17 protein-coding genes and 1 pseudogene are annotated in these 17,208 nt (G+C 63.6%); 7 read left to right on the top strand and 11 right to left on the bottom strand.

What is annotated here, in order from left to right; translation table 11 throughout:
* The 3 genes and pseudogenes from EN781_RS05785 to EN781_RS05775 all read left to right on the top strand — a co-directional run.
* A pseudogene (locus tag EN781_RS05785) lies at positions 1 to 213 on the top strand (sugar ABC transporter substrate-binding protein); the annotation flags it as partial.
* 101 nt (positions 214 to 314) lie between these two features.
* Positions 315 to 1,436, top strand: a complete 1,122-nt coding sequence (locus tag EN781_RS05780) for a sugar ABC transporter permease (protein ID WP_126054888.1) — start codon at positions 315 to 317, stop codon at positions 1,434 to 1,436.
* A gap of 12 nt (positions 1,437 to 1,448) precedes the next feature.
* Positions 1,449 to 2,366 (top strand): carbohydrate ABC transporter permease, encoded by a 918-nt coding sequence (locus tag EN781_RS05775; RefSeq protein ID WP_126054889.1) that lies wholly within the window; start codon positions 1,449 to 1,451, stop codon positions 2,364 to 2,366.
* Positions 2,367 to 2,524: 158 nt separating this feature from the next.
* On the opposite strand, the gene EN781_RS05770 is transcribed toward EN781_RS05775, so the two are convergent.
* Both EN781_RS05770 and EN781_RS05765 read right to left on the bottom strand, forming a co-directional pair.
* Positions 2,525 to 3,268 carry a creatininase family protein gene (locus EN781_RS05770; protein WP_126054890.1) on the bottom strand — a complete coding sequence of 248 codons (744 nt, stop codon included), beginning with the start codon at positions 3,266 to 3,268 and terminating at the stop codon, positions 2,525 to 2,527.
* Between the two features lie 4 nt (positions 3,269 to 3,272).
* The gene (locus EN781_RS05765; RefSeq protein WP_126054891.1) at positions 3,273 to 3,839 is read right to left on the bottom strand and encodes an SIS domain-containing protein; all 567 of its coding nucleotides are present in this window, start codon (positions 3,837 to 3,839) and stop codon (positions 3,273 to 3,275) included.
* A gap of 188 nt (positions 3,840 to 4,027) precedes the next feature.
* Here EN781_RS05765 and EN781_RS05760 point away from each other — a divergent pair, with 188 nt between their 5' ends.
* Positions 4,028 to 5,050, top strand: coding sequence for an aldo/keto reductase (locus tag EN781_RS05760; protein ID WP_126054892.1), 1,023 nt, complete (start codon positions 4,028 to 4,030; stop codon positions 5,048 to 5,050).
* A 72-nt stretch (positions 5,051 to 5,122) separates the two neighbouring features.
* On the opposite strand, the gene EN781_RS05755 is transcribed toward EN781_RS05760, so the two are convergent.
* The 4 genes from EN781_RS05755 to EN781_RS05740 form a co-directional block, all read right to left on the bottom strand.
* Positions 5,123 to 5,395: an HU family DNA-binding protein gene (locus EN781_RS05755; protein ID WP_006201846.1), complete on the bottom strand. Its 273-nt coding sequence runs from the start codon at positions 5,393 to 5,395 to the stop codon at positions 5,123 to 5,125.
* A 196-nt stretch (positions 5,396 to 5,591) separates the two neighbouring features.
* Positions 5,592 to 8,003, bottom strand: coding sequence for an endopeptidase La (gene lon, locus EN781_RS05750; RefSeq protein ID WP_126054893.1), 2,412 nt, complete (start codon positions 8,001 to 8,003; stop codon positions 5,592 to 5,594).
* A 273-nt stretch (positions 8,004 to 8,276) separates the two neighbouring features.
* Positions 8,277 to 9,551: an ATP-dependent Clp protease ATP-binding subunit ClpX gene (gene clpX / locus EN781_RS05745; RefSeq protein WP_126054894.1), complete on the bottom strand. Its 1,275-nt coding sequence runs from the start codon at positions 9,549 to 9,551 to the stop codon at positions 8,277 to 8,279.
* A 294-nt stretch (positions 9,552 to 9,845) separates the two neighbouring features.
* Positions 9,846 to 10,475 (bottom strand): ATP-dependent Clp protease proteolytic subunit, encoded by a 630-nt coding sequence (locus EN781_RS05740; RefSeq protein ID WP_127399846.1) that lies wholly within the window; start codon positions 10,473 to 10,475, stop codon positions 9,846 to 9,848.
* Between the two features lie 333 nt (positions 10,476 to 10,808).
* Here EN781_RS05740 and EN781_RS05735 point away from each other — a divergent pair, with 333 nt between their 5' ends.
* Positions 10,809 to 11,402, top strand: coding sequence for a hypothetical protein (locus EN781_RS05735; RefSeq protein ID WP_126054896.1), 594 nt, complete (start codon positions 10,809 to 10,811; stop codon positions 11,400 to 11,402).
* Here EN781_RS05735 and EN781_RS05730 read toward each other — a convergent pair.
* Entirely contained in the window at positions 11,399 to 12,502 is a 1,104-nt protein-coding gene (locus EN781_RS05730; RefSeq protein WP_126054897.1) for an FAD-dependent oxidoreductase, read from the bottom strand. The two genes, EN781_RS05735 and EN781_RS05730, sit on opposite strands and share 4 nt — an antisense overlap.
* A 105-nt stretch (positions 12,503 to 12,607) precedes the next feature.
* Between EN781_RS05730 and EN781_RS05725 the strand changes: the two genes are divergently transcribed.
* Positions 12,608 to 13,861, top strand: a complete 1,254-nt coding sequence (locus EN781_RS05725; RefSeq protein WP_126054898.1) for a cytochrome P450 — start codon at positions 12,608 to 12,610, stop codon at positions 13,859 to 13,861.
* Between the two features lie 25 nt (positions 13,862 to 13,886).
* The gene (locus tag EN781_RS05720; protein ID WP_126054899.1) at positions 13,887 to 14,594 is read left to right on the top strand and encodes a transporter substrate-binding domain-containing protein; all 708 of its coding nucleotides are present in this window, start codon (positions 13,887 to 13,889) and stop codon (positions 14,592 to 14,594) included.
* 16 nt (positions 14,595 to 14,610) lie between these two features.
* On the opposite strand, the gene EN781_RS05715 is transcribed toward EN781_RS05720, so the two are convergent.
* The 4 genes from EN781_RS05715 to EN781_RS05700 all read right to left on the bottom strand — a co-directional run.
* Positions 14,611 to 14,961, bottom strand: a complete 351-nt coding sequence (locus EN781_RS05715; protein WP_126054900.1) for a cupin domain-containing protein — start codon at positions 14,959 to 14,961, stop codon at positions 14,611 to 14,613.
* Positions 14,961 to 16,241: an O-acetylhomoserine aminocarboxypropyltransferase gene (locus EN781_RS05710; RefSeq protein ID WP_126054901.1), complete on the bottom strand. Its 1,281-nt coding sequence runs from the start codon at positions 16,239 to 16,241 to the stop codon at positions 14,961 to 14,963. Before EN781_RS05710 ends, EN781_RS05715 begins: the two co-directional genes overlap by 1 nt.
* Before the next feature lie 160 nt (positions 16,242 to 16,401).
* On the bottom strand, positions 16,402 to 16,923 hold the full coding sequence (locus EN781_RS05705; protein ID WP_126054902.1) for a CoA-binding protein: 522 nt from the start codon (positions 16,921 to 16,923) through the stop codon (positions 16,402 to 16,404).
* Positions 16,920 to 17,208: AAA family ATPase (locus EN781_RS05700; RefSeq protein WP_145965449.1), on the bottom strand; the 289-nt coding region annotated here is incomplete at its 5' end. The genes EN781_RS05700 and EN781_RS05705, both read right to left, overlap by 4 nt.

Below are 17,208 nucleotides of genomic sequence, written 5' to 3'. Positions count from 1 at the left end.
AGCTACAATCATCCGAACGCGGCGATCGAGCCGCGTATCCCCGGCATCTTCCAGTACTACAGCGCCGCCGAGGACATCCTGGCCAACACCTTCGCCGGCAAGATGAAGGCGCAGGAAGGCGCCGATGCCATCGCCGCCGCCTGGGAGAAGCTGACCGACCAGATCGGCCGCGAAAACCAGATCAAGCTCTACAAAGCCTCGCTCGGCGTGTAGCCTGATCGTATGATGAACCGGGGTCCGGCGACGCAAAGCCGCCGGACCCTGTTTTGACCGGACGGGCCGGTCGTAAGCTTTTGTATCGACGGACGGGACGCGTGGCTGACCAGACCTTGCCAACCAATGCATGGCCGGCAAACGGCGTTCCAGCCGATCTGATCGCACCCGGCCGCAAGCGGCTCGGTTTCGCCCTGATGGCCGCGGCGACGCTCGGCCTGCTCGCCGTCATCGCGCTGCAGATCCTCTACAAGACGGAAGTCACCACGCTCGGCTTCGATACCTGGCGGCCGATCGTCTATGCCTATGTGCTGTGGGGCGTGGCGCTGGGCATTGGGCAGGTGCTGACGCGCGGCGAGGACGGCCAGCGCGCGCTGTTCCTGCTTCCCGCATTGCTGTTCACCATTGCCATGGTGGTCTTCCCGACCCTGTTCGGCTTCTACATCGCGCTGACCGACTGGAACCTCAGTTCCTTCTCCGGCCGCAAGTTCAACGGGCTCGACAATTTCTGGCAGATGCTGGCCGACCCCTACTACCGCAACGCGCTGTTCAACATGGTGCTGTATGTGCTCGCGGTGTTCGTCGAATATGTCATCGCCTTCGGCCTGGCGCTGCTCCTCAACGCGCAGATCCGCGCCCGCAAATTCTTCCGCGTCGTCTTCCTGATGCCGCTGATGTTGTCGCCGGTCGCGGTGTCGTGGATGATCGGCAAGTCGCTGATGGAGTATCGCTTCGGCCCGGCGGCGACGCTGGCGCGATACCTCGGCTGGGACAATCCCGCCTTCTTCTCCAACCCGATCACCGCCCGCATCTCGATCATGGTGCTGGATGCCTGGACCTTCATCCCGTTCATGATGATCATGCTGCTTGCCGGCCTGCAGGCGATGTCGCGCGAGGTGCTTGAGGCGGCGCGCGTCGACGGCGCCACCGCCTGGCAGACCTTCTGGCAGGTCACTTTCCCACTGATGCTGCCGGTGTCGGTGACAGCGGTGATCCTGCGCATCATCTTCAAGCTGAAGCTGGCCGACATCATCATCACGGTGACGTCGGGCGGGCCCGGCGGCGCCACGGATTCGGTGTCGAGCTTCATCTACCGCGAGTACCGCGACCGCTCGAATGTCGGCTACGGCACGATGCTGGCCATGGCCTATCTCGTCATCATCATCGTGTTCGTGACCTGGCTGCTGAAATTCGCCAGCCGCTTCGTGCGCAACGTCAACTGAGCGGCCGGCAACATGAGCGTCCAGACCACCGACTATTCCGTCTCCGAAATCAGCTCGCCGGCGAGCTTCCTGACCAGCCGCGTCTTCATCTATGGCGCGCTGGTGTTCTGGTCCTTCATCTGCCTTTTCCCGATCTACTGGACGATCACGACGTCATTCAAATCGGCGGTCGACGTCACCCAGGGCCATCTGATCCCGTTCGTCGACTTCCAGCCTGACTGGAAGGGCTGGCGCTCGCTCGGCCTGTCGCCGGACTCGATCACGCAGACCTCGACCGTGCGCGACGAGTTCTTCAAGCGCTTCATGAATTCGGTCATCGCCTCGGTCGGCGCATCCGGCCTCGCCATCATCATCGGCAGCCTCGCCGCCTACGGCCTGACCCGCTACCGCTACCACTTCGCCTGGTTCAAGAACGAGGACATCTCCTTCTTCTTCCTGTCGCAGCTGATCCTGCCGCCGGTGGTGCTGGCGCTGCCCTTCCTGGTGCTCTACCGCGAGGTCGGCCTGCTCGATACGCGCGTCGGGCTGATCCTGCTCTACACGCTGATGGTGCTGCCGATCGTCATCTGGATCATGCGCGACCAGTTCAATTCGATCCCGGTCGAGCTCGAGGAGGCAGCGCTCGTCGACGGCCTGTCGATCTGGGGCGCCTTCTTCCGCATCGTCATGCCGATCGCGCTTCCCGGCATGGTCGCCGCCTTCATCCTGGCGATGGTGCTGTGCTGGAACGAGTATTTCTTCGCCGCGCTTTTGACCTCGACCGACGCCAAGACCATTCCCGTCATGGTGGCGAGCCAGACCGGGTCGCAAGGCATCAACTGGTGGTCGATGGCCGCACTCGCCACCGCCGCCATCACGCCGCTTGCCGTCATCGGCATCCTTCTGGAACGCTACCTGATCATGGGCATGACGGCCGGCGCGGTGAAGTAGCCGCCTCCCCTTCTCCCCTTGTGGGAGAAGGTGGATCGGCGTGTCAGCGCCGAGACGGATGAGGGGTGTTCCAGCGGAGTGAGACGTCGGCATTCCCTGGAGCACCCCTCATCCGTCGCCTTCGGCGACACCTTCTCCCACAAGGGGAGAAGGGGGAGCTAGGCCCGCAGGATCGACCTTAAATGCTCGAGGATCATGGCGACGCCCTTCCTGCCCAGCTCGGCCGAAGCTTCCGGCGCGCTCGCCGTGTACCAGCTTGTATTGTCGGCGAGGCGGCCGGCGTCGACCGCTTCGGGGCACAGCGCCAGCATCAGCGAGGTTTCGCCGATGCCGGCATGGTCGAACGGGTACCGGCCGTTCATGGCGGCCGACATCAGCGGATGCACCTGGACCCAATTGAAGAAGTTCTCGCCCTTGGCATGGCCTGCATAGTAGTCCGCCATCGCCTCTGAACCCCACCAGCCCTCGCCGCGCTCTTTTTCCAGAAAGCGGAAGATCGCTTGCCGGCCGGCGGCCTTGAAAGCGAGATCGGTCGGCATGCCGGCGGCGAAATTCTCGGTCTGGTGGTGGATGATGGCGTGGATGTTGCGAAAGCCGATGCGCAGCAGGCTGAAGAACAGCTCCTCGGCGAACGGCGCCAGCTGATTGCCGCCGACCTGCACCGAGCCGCTGCCTTCCGGCGGCGCCACCGCATAGCTCGCGGCGCCGTAGTAGAAGGGCGGCAGGATGACGATGTCGGCCTCCTTCTCGAACAGCTCGAGCGTCTTGACGACGGCCAGCGTGTCCATGCCGACGGCCATGTGCTCGCCATGGTACTCGAGCACGCCGAGCGGCAGAGCGACCGGCCAGTTCTCCGTGATCGCCTTGCGGATCTGGTGCGGCAGCATCAATTCGTAACGCATCGCCCTACTCCATATTGGTGTGGCGGGCGCGCATGGCCTCCGGCGAGGCACCGGTCAGCGCCTTGAGCTTCAGCACCATCACCTCGAAGAGCAGGAACAGCGCGCCCTCGAACAGCGACCCCATCGGCAAGACGGAGGTCTTTGCCGTGCCCTGGTCGCTGGCCATGGTCTGCGCCGGAATGAGCAAGGTGAAATCGGCGCGCTTCGTGGCGCTGCCCTCGGCCTCGGCGGTGAGCAGCAGCACCTTTGCGCCTGCGGCCCGGGCAACCTGCATCAGGGTCAGCACCGTGGTGGTCTCGCCCGGTCCGGAGCTGACCAGGAAGACACCGCCCTTGCCGAGCGGCGGTGTGGTCATGTCGCCGACCACCGATACCGACAGGCCGAGATGGTAGAGCCGCATGGCGAAGCCCTTGATCTGCAGCGCCTCGCGGCCGCAGCCATAGACGGCGATCTTGCCGGCGCCGGCGAGCAGGTCGCAGGCGGCGTCGATGCGCGCCTCGTCCACCTTCGCCAACACGTCGCCGAGCTCGTTCAGCGCGATCGCGAACAGATCCGTGCCGGCGCCAGTCATGCGCTTTCCACCTTTGTGCGCGCCTCGAAACGCAGTGGCGATCCTTGCTTCACGCTTTCCCCGAACAGCTTGTTTTTGTTCATGCTATCACCGCGAAAATGCGCGTCCAACGGTCGTCAACGCTTTTGCTGTGCCACGGGCGTGATAGTGTCATGTCAGACAAATCAGCCCCAGGAAAACTCCACGACATGAAGACACGGCATTTCGACCGCATCGGCAATGGCGGCATCGACTTTACCGAGCTCGGCTTCGGCACGGCGCCGCTCGGCAATCTCTACCGCGCCGTCTCCGACGAGGACGCCCATGCCACGCTGGAAGCGGCCTGGAACACCGGCTGCCGCTACTTCGACACCGCGCCGCTCTATGGTCTCGGCCTGTCGGAAACCCGGCTCAACCCGTTCCTGCGCGGCAAGAAGCGCGACGACTATGTGCTGTCGAGCAAGGTCGGGCGCCTGATGCGCGCCTGCCCGCCGGATCAGCGCACCGGCATCGGCAAGTTCTTCGACACGCCGTCGCGCCAAGAGGTCTACGACTATAGCTATGACGGCGTCATGCGCTCCTTCGAGGCTTCGCTGGAACGCCTCGGCGTCGACCGCATCGACATCCTGTTCGTCCACGACGTCGATATCTTCACCCATGGCAGCAAGGAGGCGTCCGACCGTCGCATCGAGGAGTTCATGTCCTCCGGCTATTACGGGCTGCTTTCGCTGCGCGACCAGGGCGTGATCAAGGCCTTCGGCGGCGGCATCAATGAATGGCAGGTCTGTGAGGCGCTGGCCGAGCGCGGCGATTTCGACCTTTTCCTGCTGGCCGGGCGCTACACGCTGCTGGAGCAGGAGGCTTTGCAATCCTTCCTGCCGCTCTGCCAAAAGCGCGGCATCGGCATCGTGCTCGGCGGCCCCTACAATTCCGGCATCCTGGCGACGGGGCCGAAGCCGGGAGCCTTCTATGATTATTCGGAGGCGCCGAAGGAGGTGCTCGATCGCGTGGCGCGCATCGAGGCGGTCTGCAAGCGCCACAGGGTGCGCCTGATCGAGGCGGCGCTGCAGTTCCCGCTGCAGCATCCGTCCGTCGTGTCGGTAATCCCCGGCGGTCAACGGCCGGCCGAGGTCGAAAGCAACCGCGCGCTGCTCGACGTCAAGCTGCCCGCCGCCCTGTGGGTCGACCTGAAGCAGGAAGGGCTGCTGCGCGCGGACGCGCCGACGGGCTGATCCGCCCTGCTGGCGATGGGCAAAAGAAAAGCCGGGCAAGCCCGGCTTTTCTGATCTTTAAAGAAAAAGGTCTTAGTTGACCGCGTCCTTGAGGCCCTTCCCGGCCGAGAATTTCGGCACGGTGCGCGCCGGAATCTTCACTTCGGCGCCGGTCTGCGGGTTGCGGCCGGTCGAAGCAGCGCGTTTTGACACGGTGAAATTTCCGAAGCCCACAAGCCGGACATCGCCGCCCTTCTTCAGTTCGCCAGTGATCACGGAAAACACCGCATCGACGGCTGACTGGGCGTCACCCTTCGAAATGCTCGCGGCATCGGCGACAGCGGACACCAGTTCGTTCTTGTTCATCAAAATTCCCTTCCATGAGAAAACCGGAACTTTCGACTCATCCGGCAGGAAACGGACTTTAGAAAGAAGCGTTCCTGCAACCAAGTCGAAAAAGCGGAAAAAATCCGAAAAAAGCCCGGAATTCCGGGGTTTTTCACAGTAAAAAGCCGGGCGCGAGACCCGGCTTTCGTTTTGTGCGCTGCAACTTTAGCTAAAACTAATGCGCAAGCGACTTTCCGGCATCGTCGCCACTGTCGGCCGCGGCCGGCGCGTTTACCGGCTCGACCCACTCGATCGCCTCCGGCATCCGCACCAGCGCGTGGCGCAGCACCTCGCCGACCCGCGAGACCGGAATGATCTCCATGCCGTTCTTCACGTTGTCCGGGATCTCCGCCAGGTCCTTGGCGTTGTCTTCCGGGATCAGCACCTTCTTGATACCGCCGCGCAGCGCGGCCAGCAGCTTCTCCTTGAGACCGCCGATCGGCAGCACCCTGCCGCGCAGCGTGATCTCGCCGGTCATGGCGACATCGGCCTTGATCGGAATGCCGGTCAGCACCGAGATGATGGCGGTCGCCATTGCCACGCCAGCCGACGGGCCGTCCTTCGGGGTTGCCCCCTCCGGCACGTGGACGTGGATGTCACGCTTGTCGAACAGCGGCGGCTCGATGCCGAAATCGAGAGCACGCGAGCGGACATAGGAGGCCGCCGCCGAGATCGATTCCTTCATCACGTCGCGCAAATTGCCGGTCACCGTCATGCGGCCCTTGCCGGGCATCATGACGCCTTCGACCGTCAGCAGCTCGCCGCCGACTTCCGTCCAGGCAAGACCGGTGACGACACCGACCTGATCGTCCGCCTCGACCTGGCCGAAACGGTAGCGCGGCACACCGAGATAGTCGGCGAGATTGTCGGCGGTGATGGTGACCGACTTCTTCTTCGTCTTCAGGATCTCGGTCACCGCCTTGCGCCCGAGCTTCATCAGCTCACGCTCCAGGCTTCGCACGCCCGCTTCGCGGGTGTAGGTCTGGATGATGCCGCGGATCGCGTCCTCGCCGACGGAGAATTCTTTCGGCTGCAGTGCGTGGTCGCGGATCACCTTCGGCATCAGGTGCCGCTTGGCGATCTCGATCTTCTCGTCCTCGGTATAGCCGGCGATACGGATGATCTCCATGCGGTCCATCAGCGGCGCAGGGATGTTCAGCGTGTTCGCCGTCGTCACGAACATCACGCTCGACAGGTCGTATTCGACCTCGAGGTAGTGGTCCATGAACGTCGAGTTCTGCTCAGGATCGAGCACCTCGAGCAGGGCCGATGACGGGTCGCCGCGGAAGTCCTGGCCCATCTTGTCGATCTCGTCGAGCAGGAAGAGCGGGTTGGACTTCTTGGCCTTCTTCATCGACTGGATGACCTTGCCGGGCATCGAGCCGATATAGGTGCGCCGGTGGCCACGGATCTCGGCCTCGTCGCGCACGCCGCCGAGCGCCATGCGGATGAACTCTCGGCCGGTCGCCTTGGCGATCGACTTGCCGAGCGAGGTCTTGCCGACGCCGGGAGGACCGACGAGGCACAGGATCGGCCCCTTGATCTTCTTCTGGCGGCTCTGCACGGCGAGATACTCGACGATGCGGTCCTTGACCTTGTCGAGACCGAAATGGTCGGTGTCGAGCACGTTCTGCGCGAAGGCCAGATCATGCTTGACCTTGGAGTTCTTGCCCCACGGGATCGACAGGATCCAGTCGAGATAGTTGCGCACGACGGTCGATTCCGCCGACATGGGCGACATCGTCCGCAGCTTCTTCAATTCGGCTTCCGCCTTCTCGCGGGCCTCCTTGGAGAGCTTGGTCTTCTTGATGCGCGCCTCGATCTCGGCGGCCTCGTCGCGGCCGTCCTCGCCCTCGCCGAGCTCCTTCTGGATCGCCTTCATCTGCTCGTTTAGGTAGTACTCGCGCTGGGTCTTCTCCATCTGGCGCTTGACGCGCGAGCGGATGCGCTTCTCCACCTGCAGGACGGAGATTTCGGCTTCCATGAAGCCCATCGCCTTTTCCAGCCGCTCCTTGACGGACAGCGTGGCCAGCATCTCCTGCTTCTCGGGGATCTTGATGGCGAGGTGCGAGGCAACCGTGTCGGCGAGCTTGGAATAGTCGTCGATCTGGCTGGCGGCGCCGACCACTTCGGGCGAGATCTTCTTGTTCAGCTTGACGTAGTTCTCGAAGTCGGTGACGACCGAGCGGGCGAGCGCCTCGATTTCGACCTCCTCCTCTTCCGGCTCGACCAGCGCCGACGCGCGGGCCTCATGGAAGTCGGGGCGATCGGTGAACGAAACGATCTTCGCGCGCGAGGCGCCTTCGACCAGCACCTTCACGGTGCCGTCGGGAAGCTTCAGCAATTGCAGCACATTGGCGAGCGTGCCGATGTCGTAGATCGCATCGGGCTCGGGATCGTCGTCGGCTGCGTTCATCTGGGTCGCAAGCAGGATCTGCTTTTCCTGACCCATCACCTCTTCCAGCGCCTTGATCGACTTTTCGCGCCCGACAAAGAGCGGAACGATCATGTGCGGAAACACAACGATGTCGCGCAGCGGGAGGACCGCGAAGACGCCGTCGCCGGAAGCCCTGGATATTTTGGCCATTGTCCAACCTTTCATGTCGCGGCCGCTAATTGAGCCAACCGCGAATCTCATATTAACGACCGAGGATCGTTCCGCCTACCACCGTTTGTGACGGGAGTTTTACAGCACAGAATTCGGCACCACGGCCTTCTGCTGTTAGTTGGATGTGTAAGCGGCAAAGATCAAGGGCAAACACGGTCCGTTCATCCTACTCCATCGGCCAGGCAAGGCGCCCTCTCAGCAAAACGGCGCCTCGCGGCGCCGTTTCAAGAGAATTCAAATGCCGGACCCCGATCAGGCGCTGACGGAGCCCTTCTTTTCCTTCTGCTCGGAATAGATATAGAGCGGCCGGGCGTTGCCGGACACCACCTCTTCCGAAATTACCACCTCACGCACGCCTTCCAGTGCCGGCAGTTCAAACATGGTGTCGAGCAGGATGGCTTCCATAATCGAACGCAGGCCGCGCGCGCCGGTCTTGCGCTCGATGGCGCGCTTGGCAATCGCCGACAGCGCGTTCTCGTGGAAGGTCAGGTCGACATTCTCCATCTCGAACAGGCGCTGGTACTGCTTGACCAGCGCGTTCTTCGGCTCGGTCAGGATCTGGATCAGCGCCGGCTCGTCGAGATCTTCCAGCGTCGCCAGCACGGGCAGACGGCCAACGAATTCGGGGATCAGGCCGAACTTCAGCAGATCCTCGGGCTCGACCTGGCGGAAGATGTCGCCGGTGCGGCGATCCTCGGGCGAAGCGACCGTGGCGCCGAAGCCGATCGAGGTCTTGCGGCCGCGATCCGAGATGATCTTGTCCAGCCCGGCGAAGGCGCCGCCGCAGATGAACAGGATGTTGGCGGTGTCGACCTGCAGGAATTCCTGCTGCGGGTGCTTCCTGCCACCCTGCGGCGGCACCGAGGCAACGGTGCCTTCCATGATCTTCAACAGCGCCTGCTGCACGCCCTCGCCCGACACGTCACGGGTTATCGAGGGGTTGTCGGACTTGCGCGAGATCTTGTCGATCTCGTCGATGTAGACGATGCCGCGCTGGGCGCGCTCGACATTGTAGTCGGCCGACTGCAACAGCTTGAGGATGATGTTCTCGACGTCCTCGCCGACATAGCCGGCCTCGGTCAGCGTCGTGGCGTCGGCCATGGTGAAGGGCACGTCAATGATGCGGGCCAGCGTCTGCGCCAGCAGCGTCTTGCCGCAACCAGTCGGGCCGATCAAAAGGATGTTGGACTTGGCCAGCTCGACATCGTTGTTCTTGCCGGCGTGCGCGAGGCGCTTGTAGTGGTTGTGAACAGCCACCGACAGCACGCGCTTGGCGTAGGGCTGGCCGATGACATAGTCGTCGAGGACCTTGAGGATCTCCTGCGGGGTCGGCACGCCCTCGCGCGACTTCACCATCGAGGTCTTGTTCTCCTCGCGGATGATGTCCATGCAGAGCTCGACGCATTCATCGCAGATGAAGACCGTCGGACCGGCAATCAGCTTGCGCACCTCGTGCTGGCTTTTGCCGCAAAACGAGCAGTAGAGCGTGTTCTTTGAATCACCGCCGTTGTTGCCGACCTTGCTCATTTTCCTGTCCTTTCACCGCCCGCCCGCCGATGGTCTGGCCAAGGGCGTCTCATCAATCTATCGCGAGAATGCGCTACCGCCAGTGTCCCAGCTCACACAGCGTATTCCGTACGAAACACAAATCAGAAGACGCGGCAACGATTCGCAGCAACCCCACACAAAGCTAAGCCGTCGAAAATCAACATAGCCTTAACGTAGGCAATCCCACCCGTCGAGGGAACAGCCAATTGTGGCCGAAATGCCGCAAGCCACGCCAAAAGCGTGTTTTCCCGCCACCAGGCTGCCAACCGGGGCCTATGCGGCGGCGACTTCGGCGGCCTCGCGCGACGAAATGACCTTGTCGATCAGACCAAAGTCCTTGGCCTCGTCGGCGGTCATGAAATGGTCACGGTCGAGCGTCTTTTCGATCTCGTCATAGCTCTTGCCGGTGTGCTTGACGTAGACCTCGTTGAGGCGGCGCTTCAGCTTGATGATGTCCTGGGCATGACGTTCGATGTCTGAGGCCTGACCCTGGAAGCCGCCGGACGGCTGGTGGACCATGATGCGGGCGTTCGGCGTGGCGAAGCGCATGTCCTTGTGGCCGGCGCAAAGCAGCAGCGAGCCCATCGAGGCGGCCTGGCCGATGCAGAGCGTCGACACCGCCGGCTTGATGAACTGCATGGTGTCGTAGATCGCCATGCCCGAAGTGACGACACCGCCCGCCGAATTGATGTAGAGGTTGATTTCCTTCTTCGGGTTCTCCGCCTCGAGGAACAAAAGCTGTGCACAAACCAGCGTCGCCATGCCGTCCTCGACCGGACCGGTGATGAAGATGATGCGCTCCTTCAGCAGGCGCGAGAAAATGTCGTAGGCCCGCTCGCCGCGATTGGTCTGTTCGACCACCATCGGAACGAGGTTCATGTAGGTTTCGACGGGGTTCTTCATGGACTATCCCTTTTTGAAGATGGGATTCCGGCGCCGGGGAGTATGAGCAATCGGGCAGAATCGGTTCTGGATCGTTAGGATGTAAATAGGATGCCGGCTCACCCTAACGCAAGGCCGCCCCTCCTAGCCATCTGGTTAAGCCGAATCAAGCGCTACCACCACGAAAGGCGGGAGCGAAGCGTCTTTCGACGAACCGGCTCCCGGGGCACTCCGAAACGGTAGCACTTTCTTAACCGCGCCCCTTAACGAAAAGCCGCAAAACCGCTTTCCGGGCACGGAGCTTCCGCTACAACTTCCGCGTTGAACTGGCGTTCTTTTCCATGGGGGAATGTCATGATCCGCAAAAGCCCTGCATCCCTGGCCGTGGCGGGCCTCGCCATCCTTGCCACGATATCGCAAACGGCTGCCGGCGCCCGCGCGCTCGAATGCTACGAGCCGATCCGCAGGCCGGCGGTCTACGATACCGTTTACGAGGACTTGATGGTCAGCCCCGGCGGCCAACTCGTCGACTACGATGCGCCGATCTACGGCACGCGCGAGAGCGTCGAGCAGATCGCGCCAGCCCGCGTCAGCTACGAGGTGGTGCCGGCCGTCAGCCGCACCGTCTACCACACGGTCAAGGTTGACGATGGCGGCTATGCCTGGGAATGGCGCATCATCCACGGCCGCAAGGTACTGTGCAAGGTGTGGCGCAAGGCCCGCTATGCGCGGGTCGCCGAAACCGTGGTCATCGAACCCGAGCGTGTGCGGCGCGTGGTCCTTCCGGCCGAATATGAGAGCGTCGCCCGGGAGGTGCTGGTACGGCCGGAGCGGCGGCGCATCACCGAGATCGCGCCCTCATACCAGAGGGTGGCGCGTCGGGTTCTGGTCAGGGAAGGCTCCACGCACTGGCGGCGCGTGCATATCGAGCGCCATTGCCGGGATTAGGCCACCTCTGCCCGCAGCCACTTCTTGAGGCCGCCGACATCACCGTCGCCAACGGCTTTGGCGACACGCCTGCCGACCGCCGCGCCGAACTTGTAGCCATGACCGGAGCAGGCCGAGACGACCAGGCATTTGCCCCTTTCGTGCGCCAAGAACTTCTCGTCGGCGGTGAAGGTGTAGGCGCAGGTCACGACCTCGGTCACCCTGTATTCAGCGATGCGGGCGATCGGCGGCGAGAACAGGTTGCGGATCACCTCCCCCTCGCCCGGCACCGGCGCCCGGTTCCGATCGGCGTCGCTGGTCGGCACCTTGTGCAGGCCCGAACCGAATTTCATGCCGGCGCCGCGCGTCAGCGGGATCATGTAGCCGTCGGTGACGCCGCCGACATCGAGGATGACGGGCGCCGTTTCCCAGGCCACCCTAAGATCGGCTGGCGGTTCGACATAAGCAAGCGCGGTGCGATAGGTCTTCAATTCACCGCCGAGCTCCGGGAACAGCTTCAGCACCCACGCGCCGGCAGTGACCACGATGCGGTCGGCCTGCATCGTCTCGCCGCCGGCCAGCGTGATCCGACCGGCCTCGGCATCGACCTCGACCACCTTGCTGTGTTCGTAGACATTGGCGCCGTTGGCGCGCAGCCATGCAGAGAGGCCGGAGGCGATCCTGCGGCAATGCAGAGCGCCACCCTCGGTCGAAAAATAGGCATAGCGGAATGAGCCCGGCTCCAGGAAAGGCCAGCGCTCGACCGCGGCGGCCGGGTCGAGCAACTCGAAGGGAAAGTTCCCCTCCTCCAGGCCTTCGCGGTATTCCTCGGCCTCGTCGCCGGGCTCACGCGAGATGCAGAGGAAACCCCTGGCATCGAGATGGCTCTCGCCGAGATCGGCCCACATCTCGTCCCAGGCGTCATACGCCTCCGTGATCAGCCTGCCATAGCCGGTGCCGGCGCGGTAGGCGCGACGGATGATGCGGTGATGGTCCCCCGATGCGGCAAGCGGGTTGGGGATCGGCCCCTGCTCGACGATCGAAACGCTGTGCCCGGCCTTGACAAGCGACCACGCCGTCGAAAGTCCGGCGATGCCGGCGCCGACCACGATCACATTCATCGAAACCATCCTTCCACAGCGGTCCCCGCTGGCTCAATTCATCGGGTTGCCGGGCGCCAAGATACGGTCTGGCACCGGGCTGGCAAGGCGCGCTAATGATCCAGCATGACCGATTTGATGCCGCCACCCGCCTACCTTGCCTTCGATCCCGCCGGCCGTCGCCTGCGGCTCGACCCGCACGAACCGGCCTTCTTCCTGAACCCGTACGACGCCTATGCCTTCCTGCAGGGCGCCGCGGACGCCTTCTTCTGGGAGGACTACGGTTTCTGGTGCTTTGGCGGCTTCGACGACGTCAACCGGCTCTTGCGCGACCGCCGCTTCGGCCGCCAGAACCCGGCCGGCATTCCCGACAGCCGCGGCGTCGGCCAGGACCGTTCGCATCTCGCCGCCTTCGACGGCATCGAGGCCAATTCGATGCTGGAACTGGAGCCGCCGGTCCACACCAGACTGCGGACGCTGGTCAACCGCGCCTTCGTCTCGCGCCAGGTCGAGCGGCTGCGGCCACGCGTCGAGGCGTTGGCCAACGAACTGATCGACAGCTTCGAGCCCGCCGGGGTCGACCTTCTGCCTGCCTTTGCGTCGCCCTTGCCGATCACCATCATCGCCGAAATGCTCGGCGTGCCGGTGGCGATGGCGCCGCAACTGCTCGACTGGTCGCACCAGATCGTCGCCATGTACATGCATGGCCGCACGCGCGAGACCGAGGAGACCGCCAACCGCGCCGCGCGCGACTTTTCCGATTTCCTGCGCGGGTACGTCGCCGAGCGGCGCAAGCAGCCGGGCGACGACCTGCTTTCGCTTCTGATTTCTGCGCAGGAGGACGGCCAGAAACTGTCCGAGGACGAACTGGTGTCATCGACCATTCTGCTGCTCAATGCCGGCCACGAAGCGACCGTGCACCAGACCGGCAATGCGGTGCGCGCGATCCTGGCGCAGGGCGGCGACCCCAGCCGCTTCTTCACCACGCCGGAGGCGACCGCGGCCACGGTCGAGGAATGCCTGCGCTTCGACGCGCCGCTGCACATGTTCCTGCGCTATGCCTATGAGGAGATCGAAGTCCAGCCAGGCATCGTGCTCAAGCCTGGCGACAAGATTGCGCTGCTGCTCGGCATGGCCAACCGCGACCCCTCCGCCTTCGCTGCGCCGCAGGCCTTCAATCCCGGCCGGGCCGACCAGAAGAACGTCTCCTTCGGCGCCGGCATCCATTTCTGCATCGGCGCGCCGCTGGCGCGGCTCGAACTGCAGGTCTCGCTGAAGACCCTGTTCGAGCGGCGGCCAAAGCTCCACCTCGCCGAGGAGCCGCGCTTCCGCGACAGCTATCATTTCCATGGGCTGGAACGGCTCGCGGTGGCCTTCTGACAGGCGACGGACGGATATCGGGACCATGAGATTCGCCTTCCTGCAGGAACCGCCATTCTGCTTCACCGATTCCTCGGGCGCCTTGCACGGCTGCGACGCGGTGCTGGCGGAGAAAGTCTGCCAGACATTGGGGCTGGAAGGCTTTTCGGCCGTCGAAGCGGAGTTCGCGGAACTGCTGCCGGGACTGGTCGAGGACCGGTGGGACATGACCACGGGGCTGTTCGTTTCCGACGAACGCGCGAAGCTGGTCGATTTCACCCGGCCGATTTGGTCCCTGCCGGACGGCCTTTTGGTCGCCAAGGGCAATCCGCGCGGTTTCGTAGGCTATCGCTCGGTCGCCATGGATCAGACCGGCATGATCGGTGTCATATCAGGCCAGATCCAGCACCAGACGGCGCTGCGTAACGGCATTCCGGCCAAGCGGATCAGGACCTTCGGCACCCAGGCCGAGGCGGCCGAGGCCGTCGCCGCCGGCGTGGTGCATGCCTATGCCAGCGTCGCCATGGCGCATCGCGGCTACCTGGCCGGACGGCCCGACGCGCCGCTCGCCGTCATCGATGTTACGGCCGAGGAAAAGCAGCCGGCGGCCGGCGCTTTCGCGCTCGCCAAAGGCAATGCGCCCCTGCGCCAGCGCATCGATTCCTGCCTGGGCGAGCTGCTCGGCGGCCCCTGGCACCGGCAGATGATGAGCGAATACGGATTCTCCGGCAGTGAAATCGACCGCCTTCTCTGATCCGGTTGGCAGGCGGTCAGAGCTTGATCACATATTCCTTGCGGGTGGTTTCAAGCACTTCCCAACTGCCCTTGAAGCCCGGCCGCAGCACGAAGCTGTCGCCGGCCCTGACGGTGCGCGCCTCGCCGCCGTCCTCGGAAATGACTGAGACGCCGGACAGGATGTGGCAGAACTCCCACTCGTCATAGACGATGCGCCACTTGCCGGGCGTCGATTCCCAGATGCCGGCATAGAGGCCACCGTCCCGCTCCTCGACATTCCAGGTGCGAAACTTCGGATCGCCCGAAATCAGCCGGTCCGGAGCAGGCGCGCCGGCCTCCGGCTCGGCGCTTGCGACATCGACGGAGAGAAAGTTCGGCGCCGCCATCAGACCTTGTCCAGCGCCTGTTCGAGGTCGGCGACGATGTCGTTGACGTCCTCGATGCCGACCGAAAGACGGACCGTGTCCGGCCCGGCGCCGGCCTTGATCTTCTGCTCGTCGGAAAGCTGGCGGTGCGTGGTCGAGGCCGGATGGATGACCAGCGACTTGGTGTCGCCGACATTGGCAAGATGCGAGAAAAGCTCCAGCGCCTCGACGAACTTGACGCCCGCCGCGTAGCCGCCTTTGAGACCGAAGGTGAACACCGCGCCCGCGCCCTGCGGCGAATATTTCTTCTGCAGGGCGTTGTTCTTGTCGCCCGGCAGGCTGGGATAGCTCACCCACGCGACCTTGGGATGGTTCGAAAGCCAGCCGGCGACGCTCGCCGCATTGTCGCAGTGGCGCTGCATGCGCAGCGGCAGCGTCTCCAGTCCGGTCAGGATCAGGAAGGCGTTGAAGGGCGAGATCGCCGGGCCGATGTCGCGCAGGCCGAGTACGCGCGCGGCAATCGCAAAGGCGAAATTGCCGAAGGTCTCGTGCAGCACGATGCCGCCATATTCGGGGCGCGGTTCTGACAGCATCGGATATTTGCCCGACTTCGACCAGTCGAAGGTGCCGCCGTCGACGATGGCGCCGCCGATCGAATTGCCGTGGCCGCCGATGAACTTGGTCAGCGAATGGACGACGATGTCGGCGCCGTGCTCGATCGGCCGCACCAGATAGGGCGAGGCCAGCGTGTTGTCGACGATCAGCGGCAGGCCGTGCTTGCGGGCGATGTCGCCGATCTTCTCGATGTCGACGAAGATGCCGCCCGGATTGGCAAGGCTCTCGATGAAGATCGCCTTGGTCCTGTCGTCGATCTGGCTTTCGAAGGTTGAGACATCGTTGGTGTCGGCCCAGCGAACCTCCCAGCCATAATTCTTGAAGGCGTGGCCAAACTGGTTGATCGAGCCGCCGTAAAGCCTTGTCGCGGCGACGAAATTGTCGCCCGGCTGCATCAGATTGTGGAACACCAGTATCTGCGCGGCGTGGCCGGATGCGACCGCCAGCGCCGCGGTGCCGCCCTCGAGCGCCGCGACGCGCTCCTCGAGCACCGCCTGGGTGGGGTTCATGATGCGGGTGTAGATGTTGCCGAAGGCCTTCAAGCCGAACAGCGAAGCGGCATGGTCGGCGTCATCGAAAACATAGGAGGTGGTCTGGTAGATCGGCGTCGCCCGGGCGCCCGTCGCCGGATCGGGCTTGGCGCCGGCATGAATGGCGAGCGTGTTGAAACCGGGCGTACGCGTCATCGAAAACTCCCTCAGGAACCTGCGCAAGAAATCGCCGGGCATTCTTGGCGAAGGCCGGCCATGAATGCAAAGAAGAAAATACCTTTCGGCGAGGGATCCGCGACGAACGCCCGAGAAAATCCTATTCTTCCCGGAATAATTTTGCGCCGCGGCAGCCGGGCTATTTTTGCCTTACGCCGAAGCTCTGGAAGCCCTGCCGCATCAGCGGCTTCTTGGACGACAGCACGCCGGAATTGACGCCGGTCCAGCCGATCTCGCCCGACAGCTTGCCGTATTCGATCTTCGGGCAGCGGTTCATCACCACCTTCATGCCGGCGGCCTCGGCGCGGACAGCCGCCTCGTCATTGCGCACGCCAAGCTGCATCCAGACCACTTTCGGCAAGGGATCGAGCCGCAGAATCTGATCTAGGATGCCCGGCACCGCGACCGAGCCACGAAAGATGTCGACCATGTCGACCGGCTGCGGCACGTCGGCGAGGCTTGCGTAGACGGTACGGCCGAGAATTTCCTTGCCGGCATGGCCAGGATTGATCGGGAACACCGAGAACCCCTTGGCCAGCAGGTATTTCAGCACGAAAAAACTCGGCCGAACGTCGTTGGGCGACGCGCCGACCATGGCGACGGTCTTCACCGAATTGAGGATGCCGGCGATATAGGTGTTGTCGTAGCTGTCGTGGTTCATGCCTCGTCCTCATACAGCGCTTCAGCGAGAAAACCATCCGGATCGCCGCAGAAATCGCGCATCATGCGAAAGTGGTCGGTGTCGCGAAAATCGACCAGGTCGAGCCCGAAGCGGCTGATGCGGAACAGGCGCGCGCCGGGACAGGCCATCAGCAGCGGCGAGTGCGTCGCCATGATCACCTGCGCGGTGCCGGACTGGTCCATCCGCCCGAGCAGCTTGAGCAGTTCGATCTGGCGCGTCGGCGAAAGCGCGCTTTCCGGCTCGTCCAAGATGTAGATCTGTCTC

It is taken from the genome of Mesorhizobium sp. M4A.F.Ca.ET.090.04.2.1, assembly GCF_003999085.1.
Taxonomy (GTDB): Bacteria; Pseudomonadota; Alphaproteobacteria; order Rhizobiales; family Rhizobiaceae; genus Mesorhizobium.
Note: the sequence above shows the minus strand (reverse complement) of the source record. Positions and strands in the feature narration are given on the sequence as shown.